The organism is Streptomyces sp. NPDC055189, from assembly GCF_053606765.1.
The window spans coordinates 56,414-62,977 of sequence record NZ_JBSGSG010000058.1; the positions used below are offsets into that span (position 1 = coordinate 56,414).

A 6,564-nucleotide genomic window follows, 5' to 3' on the forward strand; every position below is an offset into this window, starting at 1 on the left:
CTGCGCTTCCCGAAGTGGATCGGCTTCCCGCTGCCGCGGTCGGAGTGAGCAGCGGATACGGTGCTCTGGTGATTGTTGGGGAGGGAACGGTGCCGGGGACCGCGCTGCTGATTGCGGCAGCGCCGGTCGGCAAGGCCCGTATGGTGGATGCGGCTTCCGTGCTGCCCGTACTCGCGGCGGTGTCGCCGGCGGTGCTCGCCGGTACCGCGACAGCGAGTGTCGTGGAGTTGGCGGACCCGCTCGATCCGCAGACAGTGCTCACCCGGTTGCGCGCGGCCGCGATGGCGCCGGGGCCTCTGACGATCTATCTGGTCGGGCAGTTGCACCTCGACCGCCGCCAGCGGATGCAGCACGTGGCCCTCGCGCGGACGACGGCGGCGACGGTGCGCTACACCGCCTTCCCCTGGCACTGGATCGCCCAGGAGCTGCGGCTGCGCACGCCGGGCAGCACCACCGTCATCGCCGATCTGCATGCCGACACGGACAGCTGGCAGCAACTGGCCCAGCGTCCCCTGGACGTGGGGGCGGGTGTGGCGCTGTACGGGCGGGTCGCTCCGCCGTCCGGTCGCCGTACGCGCGGCGTCGCCGTGCCCTCGTACATGAAGGCGCTGGCGACGGTCCTGCGCAGCGGACACCGGCCGCCGCTGCCCGACCTGCATCAGCATGTCACCGCCCAGGCGCTGGAGGAGGGCGCGACCGACGTCGTCCTGTTCTCCGACCCGGCCGCCCCCGCCCCCGCCTTCGCCGCGGGCGGGCCCGGCGACGTACGGAACCGGCCGCAGGTGCCCGCCCAACAGCAGGGCGGCGCCCCCGATATGCCGCCTTCCACGGCGCCGCGGACCGACGGCACGGATCCGCACGCCGCGATCACCAAGGCCGTGGAGGCGGGGCGGCACGGCGAGGCCGCGGCCATGGCGGCGGCGTGGGAGCAGGAGGCGTTGCGTACGTACGGGCGCTCCTCGCCCGAGGTGGTGCACTGGATGGAGGTCCGCGGGCATCTGGCGATCTTCGCCAAGGAGCCGAGCCGCAGCTGCGAGATCTGGCTCGCCGTGGTCTCCGCCAGGATCACGGCAGGCCAGGCCCCCGACGCCCCCGATGTCGAGGCCGCCGCGGACCTGGCCCACCACCAGTGGGAGCAGGTCCGCGACCCGGACACGGTCCGCGAACTCGGCCCGGCCCTGGTCGCTCTGCGCCACCGGGTACCGGGCCGCCAGCGCGGCACGGTGAACCTCGTCCAGCAGCGCCTGGTGCAGTTTCACACACAGGTCGGCTGAGGGCACCGTCGTCACACGGGTCGGCCGAGGTCTCCGTCGTCACACGGGTTAGCGGCGGTCGCCGTCGTCACGCAGGTCGGTCCAGGTCACCGTCGTTGCCCGGTGCGCCGAACCACTTCGGCAGCCGGGCGAGCAGGTCCTGCTGGTCGTCTCCGACCCACGCCACGTGACCGTCCGGCCGCAGCAGCACGGCGGGGGCGTCCAGTTCCTCGCTGACGTCGACGACATGATCGACGCGGTCGGTCCACCCGGCGACCGAGAGCCGGCCCGTCCGGTCGAGCAGCAGTCCGCGGCCGTCGTGCATCAACTCGTAGAGACGGCCCTGCTTCAACTCCACGTCGCGCATCCGGAGACCGAGCAGCTCGTGCGTCCCGCCCTCGCCCTCGCCCTCGCCCTCTGCGAAGTCGTAGCGGACGTCGACCGCGGTGATCATCCCGGTCACGTACCGATTGACCTCCTCGAAGTCCATCAGCCGGGAGAACAGCTCACGCAGCGCGGTCGCCCCCGGATCGGTGCCGAGCAGCGTGATCTGCGCGCGGGTGTTGTCGATGACGCGGGCGCCCACCGGGTGCCGTTCGGCGTGATAGGTGTCGAGCAGCCCCTGAGGTGCCCAGCCGTTGACCGCCGCGGCCAGCTTCCAGCCCAGGTTGAACGCGTCCTGCACGCCGAGGTTGAGCCCCTGACCGCCGGTCGGCGGGTGGATGTGCGCCGCGTCGCCGGCCAGGAACACCCGCCCGACGCGGTACTGCTCGGCCTGCCGCGACGCGTCGCCGAACCGGGAGAGCCAGCGCGGCGAGTGCACGCCGAAGTCGGTGCCCGCATGGGCCCGCAGCTGCCGCTTGAAGTCGTCGAGGGTGGGCTCGGTGGCACGGTCCTCGGCCACCCCGTCGGCGGGTACGACGACGCGGCAGACCCCGTCCTCGCCGGGCGGGGCGATGCCGAACCGCAGGTGGGTCTTGCGGACCTCCTCGACGACGGCGGCGACCGTCGCCGGATCCTCCGTCGTCTCCATCTCACCCAGCAGCGTCTCGACCGTGGCCGCCTGGCCGGGGAAACCGACGCCGAGCAGCTTGCGCACGGCGCTGCGGCCGCCGTCGCATCCGACGACATAGCGCGAGCGCAGGCGTGTGCCGTCCGCGAGCTCGACGGTGACCGCGCCCCTGTCCGTGCGCTCGCCCTCGCCCTCGCCTTCGCCCTCGCCCTCGCCTTCGTCCTGGCTCAGCCCGACCACTTCGCAGCCGCGCCGGATCTCTGCGCCGAGCTCGACGGCGTGTTCTAGGAGCAGCCGCTCGGTCACCGGCTGCGGGGTGGCGATGCCGTACGGGTGGGCCGTGTCGAGACGGTCGGGCCACGGCTTCATGATGCCGCCGAAGAGACCGCCGACCTGGAACTTCTCATTGGCCGCGAGGAACCGGCCGAGGAGGCCGCGCTGGTCCATCACCTCGACGCTGCGCGCGTGCAGGCCCTGCCCACGGGACTGCGGGGTCGGCTCCGCCAGCTTCTCGAGGACCACCACGTGCACGCCCTGCAGGCGCAGCTCGCTCGCCAGCATCAAGCCGGTGGGTCCGCCGCCAACCACGATCACGTCAATCATCGTTCTCATTTCGCTGGTTCCGGGCTGAGGCCGATGATTCTGCGACAGCACCCGGGCCTTGTGGCAAGGCCCCCCGTGAGCTATATCTTGATAGTGGCAAGGAGTTCGAACACTCCTTGCCTTTGTCGTGTCCGGCCGCACAGGGCGCTCGACGAGGGGCGTCACCGCATGAGCACTCTCGACATCCTGTCCGAGGACGAGCAGCTCGTCGTCGGTACGGTGCGGGACTTCGTCGACCGGGCGGTGAAGCCGGTCGTCCGGGAGCTGGAGCACTCCGACACCTATCCCGAGGCCCTGATCGAGCAGATGAAACGCCTCGGCATCTTCGGTCTCGCGGTTCCGGCCGAATACGGCGGCACGCCGGTCTCCATGCCCTGCTACGTCCTGGTCACCGAGGAGCTCTCGCGCGGCTGGATGAGCCTGGCCGGCGCGATGGGCGGCCACACCGTGGTCGCGAAGCTGCTGCTCCGCTTCGGCACGGAGGAACAGCGGCGCCGCTGGCTGCCGAAGCTGGCCACCGGCGAGATCCGGGCGACCATGGCGCTCACCGAGCCGGGCGGCGGCTCGGACCTCCAGGCCATGCGGACGACTGCGCGCAGGACCACGGGCGGGGATGGGGACAGGGACGGGGACGGGTACGTCGTCGACGGGGCGAAGACCTGGATCACCAACTCCCGCCGGTCCGGCCTGATCGCCCTGCTGTGCAAGACCGACCCGGCCGCCGTGCCCGCCCACAAGGGCATCTCGATCCTGCTGGTCGAGCACGGCCCCGGCCTGACGGTCTCGTGCGACCTGCCCAAGCTCGGCTACAAGGGCGTGGAGAGCTGCGAGTTGTCGTTCGACGGCTACCGGGCGCCGTCCGACGCCGTACTGGGAGGGGTGGAGGGCAAGGGCTTCGCGCAGATGATGAAGGGCCTGGAGACCGGACGGCTCCAGGTCGCGGCGCGCGCACTGGGAGTCGGCAGAGCGGCGTTCGAGGACTCCCTCGCCTACGCGCGGCAGCGGGAGTCCTTCGGCGAGCCGATCTGGAAGCACCAGTCGATCGGCAACTACCTGGCCGACATGGCCACTTCACTGACCGCAGCCCGCCAGCTCACCCTGTACGCGGCCAAGGAGGCGGAGGCGGGCCGCCGCGTGGACATGGAGGCGGGCATGGCCAAACTCTTCGCCTCCGAGACGGCCATGCAGATCGCCCTCAACGCGGTGCGCATCCACGGCGGTTACGGCTACTCGACCGAGTTCGACGTGGAGCGCTACTTCCGCGACGCCCCGCTGATGATCGTCGGCGAGGGCACCAACGAGATCCAACGCAACGTCATCGCGCGACAGTTGGTCGACCGAGGCGGCCTCGACACTTGAGGAGGACCGGCCGGGATTACCGATGCCCCACCACATTGATCACACGGCCATTGGGATCCCGTACGAAGAACCGCCGCACACCCCACTCCTCGTCCTGCAAGGGGTGCACGATCTCCGCGCCACTCTCGCGCACCTCCTTGTAGACCGCGTCCACGTCCTCCACCTCCACACTGATGTCGGGTACGACGGGCGCCGTGGCGTCGTGGCTCATGAAGGTGACCTGCGCCGTGGGGTTGGAGGGAGAGCCGAGCGTCATGACCCACCCGAGATTCATGACCTCCTCGAACCCCAAAAGACCGTAGAAATCCCGGCTTTCCTCCATGGACTCCGTCTGGATGTCGGGCATGGCCCGGCGGATGGACATGAGCGGCTCCTGTCGGCGGGTGTGGCTGAACGTACCCCGATTCTCGCCCAGCTCATGCTCAGCTCTAGCTCAGCGCACGGGCGCCTGCGCCGCGGCTTCCCACGCGAAACCGTCCGGGTCGGTGAAGGTACCGGCGTCGCCGCTGATCATGATCCGGTGCGATCCCGTGCCGTCGGGGGATACGCCAAGGTCCTTGGCGAGGGCGCGGCGGCGGTACAGCGCCAGCTTGAAGGGGCTCGACCCGCTCTCGAACTCGCAGTACATACGGCCGAAGCTCTTCGCCACGGAGAGTCCCTGACCGACGTAGAACCGCTTGGTGGCGGGCATGTCGGCCACTCCCAGCAGGAGCACCATCTCGTCGATCTGCCGGGTGGCGGGGCCGGTGTCCTTCTTCGCCGAGGTAGCGACCTTCCAGGCCGTCCCGTCCGGGGCCTGTACGACGCCGCCGTACCCCCAGAGCGACTTCGTGACCGGCTTCAAAGAGGTGGCGCCCTCGGCGAGGGCGGCGTCGATGAAGCTGTTGACGTCGGCGGGCCGGGACACCGTGAGGGCGAGCGTGAACCCGCGAAAGCCGGTGCTCGGCGCCTCCGAGGCCCGCAGACGCAGCTGCGAGTCCAGGCCGAAGGCGGCGGTGTAGAAGCGGCGGGCGGCCGTGGGGTCGGCCACGTCGAGGGTGACGGATTCGATGATTGCCATGCCCACCACGCTAGGCAGCGGGGTGCCGCCGGTGCTTCTTCATTCCTGATCGGTCCGGTCTGGCTGGTCGGTCCGTCCGGTCGGGTCCGGTCTGGCTGGTCGGGCTGGCCATCTCTGGTGTCCCTGGCGCGGTGCCATGATGGCGGCTTCGACCGACCATCCTGAGGGGCATACCGCGTGCGTTCGCCGGCCGACTACCTCGAACTGGCGCGGGCCGAGACCGACGGCTGCGCCCTTCGTCGACTCGTGCGATGCCCTTACCCCTTCGTCTGGCAGGCGCTGGCCGGCAACCCCCACACTCCGCCCGCAGCGCTTCTGGAGCTGAGCGCGGCCCGTGACAGCACTTGGAACGACAACAGGCTCCTGCGTCTGCTTGCCGAGCATCCCCGCGCCGACCGCACCGTGTTGCGGGCGGTGCTCGATGCCACGGCGGCGAAGCTCGCCGAGGGGGAGCGGCCCTACGCCGCCGTGCTCGCTCTCGCGGCCCGCGAGGAGATCGAGGCGGATGAGGTGAAGGCGCTCGGGGCCCTTCGCGGGGCCTCCGCGCGACTTCGCGGGACGCTTGAGCGGCGGCTACGCCCCGTGTCCCGATGACAGCGCTGGGTCGAGGAACTTCGGTGGCGGGGGAGGCGTTGGCTGGGTGACGTGCGGAACGCGCGCGGACGCAGCGAACAGGTAGCCGAGGTGGCACGGATGGCGATGTGGGACCGGATCAAGGACCAGGCCAAGGGGCTGCAGCAGCAGTCTCAGGGGTCGCGTAGCTCCGGCGGTCACGGAAGGCCGGGATCAGGATCCGGAGGGGGGTCGAAGGCCCAGCTCGTGGGCGTGCTCAAGTCCCAGCTGGCCTCTCTCAAGACGGAGCTCAAGAGCGGTGCCTACCGCGACGCGAGCATGGCCATGTGTGCCCTGGTCGCGGCCGCCGACGGCTCGGTCGACCCGGCCGAGCGGCAGCACGTGGAGTCGTTGATCCTGCAGAACGACGTCCTGAAGAACTTCCCGCCCGAGCAGCTCCGGACGCGGTTCAACAAGCACGCGGACCAGCTGACGTTCAACTTCCAGCAGGGCAAGACCGAGGCCATGCAGGAGATCGCCAAGGCCGCGAAGAAGCCCATGGAGGCCAAGGCGGTCGTACAGACCGGCTTCGTCGTCGCCGGCGCGGACGGGTACATCGCCCCGGCCGAGGAGCAGGTGCTGAGGGAGGCGTGCGCGGCGCTCGGCGTCTCGCCGCAGGAGTTCGGCCTCTGATCCAGGGGTGAGCGAACAGCCGGGGCCCGCAC

General features: G+C 70.5%; 7 protein-coding genes. 4 read left to right on the plus strand and 3 right to left on the minus strand.

Annotated features, from left to right (window positions below; genetic code table 11):
* Positions 1 to 68: 68 nt before the first annotated feature.
* Positions 69 to 1,274: a hypothetical protein gene (locus ACWFR3_RS31590; protein WP_453738080.1), complete on the plus strand. Its 1,206-nt coding sequence runs from the start codon at positions 69 to 71 to the stop codon at positions 1,272 to 1,274.
* Positions 1,275 to 1,341: 67 nt separating this feature from the next.
* Here ACWFR3_RS31590 and rox read toward each other — a convergent pair whose 3' ends face one another.
* On the minus strand, positions 1,342 to 2,868 hold the full coding sequence (gene rox / locus ACWFR3_RS31595) for a rifampin monooxygenase (protein ID WP_453738086.1): 1,527 nt from the start codon (positions 2,866 to 2,868) through the stop codon (positions 1,342 to 1,344).
* 168 nt (positions 2,869 to 3,036) lie between these two features.
* Here rox and ACWFR3_RS31600 point away from each other — a divergent pair, with 168 nt between their 5' ends.
* Positions 3,037 to 4,227 (plus strand): acyl-CoA dehydrogenase family protein, encoded by a 1,191-nt coding sequence (locus ACWFR3_RS31600; RefSeq protein ID WP_453738081.1) that lies wholly within the window; start codon positions 3,037 to 3,039, stop codon positions 4,225 to 4,227.
* Positions 4,228 to 4,243: 16 nt separating this feature from the next.
* Here the strand turns inward: ACWFR3_RS31600 and ACWFR3_RS31605 are convergent, their stop codons facing one another.
* Both ACWFR3_RS31605 and ACWFR3_RS31610 read right to left on the minus strand, forming a co-directional pair.
* Entirely contained in the window at positions 4,244 to 4,591 is a 348-nt protein-coding gene (locus ACWFR3_RS31605) for a VOC family protein (protein ID WP_453738082.1), read from the minus strand.
* A 69-nt stretch (positions 4,592 to 4,660) separates the two neighbouring features.
* On the minus strand, positions 4,661 to 5,287 hold the full coding sequence (locus tag ACWFR3_RS31610) for a glyoxalase (protein ID WP_453738083.1): 627 nt from the start codon (positions 5,285 to 5,287) through the stop codon (positions 4,661 to 4,663).
* A gap of 177 nt (positions 5,288 to 5,464) precedes the next feature.
* Between ACWFR3_RS31610 and ACWFR3_RS31615 the strand changes: the two genes are divergently transcribed.
* Positions 5,465 to 5,881, plus strand: a complete 417-nt coding sequence (locus tag ACWFR3_RS31615) for a hypothetical protein (RefSeq protein ID WP_453738084.1) — start codon at positions 5,465 to 5,467, stop codon at positions 5,879 to 5,881.
* A gap of 99 nt (positions 5,882 to 5,980) precedes the next feature.
* Positions 5,981 to 6,532 carry a tellurite resistance TerB family protein gene (locus tag ACWFR3_RS31620; RefSeq protein ID WP_453738087.1) on the plus strand — a complete coding sequence of 184 codons (552 nt, stop codon included), beginning with the start codon at positions 5,981 to 5,983 and terminating at the stop codon, positions 6,530 to 6,532.
* The last annotated feature ends 32 nt before the right edge of the window (positions 6,533 to 6,564 follow it).

Bases quoted from the DNA above. Each gene is read 5' to 3' on its own strand.
- rox (WP_453738086.1), bottom strand. From the start codon at position 2,868: ATGATTGACGTGATCGTGGTTGGCGGCGGACCCACCGGCTTGATGCTG.
- ACWFR3_RS31600 (WP_453738081.1), top strand. From the start codon at position 3,037: ATGAGCACTCTCGACATCCTGTCCGAGGACGAGCAGCTCGTCGTCGGT.
- ACWFR3_RS31605 (WP_453738082.1), bottom strand. From the start codon at position 4,591: ATGTCCATCCGCCGGGCCATGCCCGACATCCAGACGGAGTCCATGGAG.
- ACWFR3_RS31610 (WP_453738083.1), bottom strand. From the start codon at position 5,287: ATGGCAATCATCGAATCCGTCACCCTCGACGTGGCCGACCCCACGGCC.
- ACWFR3_RS31620 (WP_453738087.1), top strand. From the start codon at position 5,981: ATGGCGATGTGGGACCGGATCAAGGACCAGGCCAAGGGGCTGCAGCAG.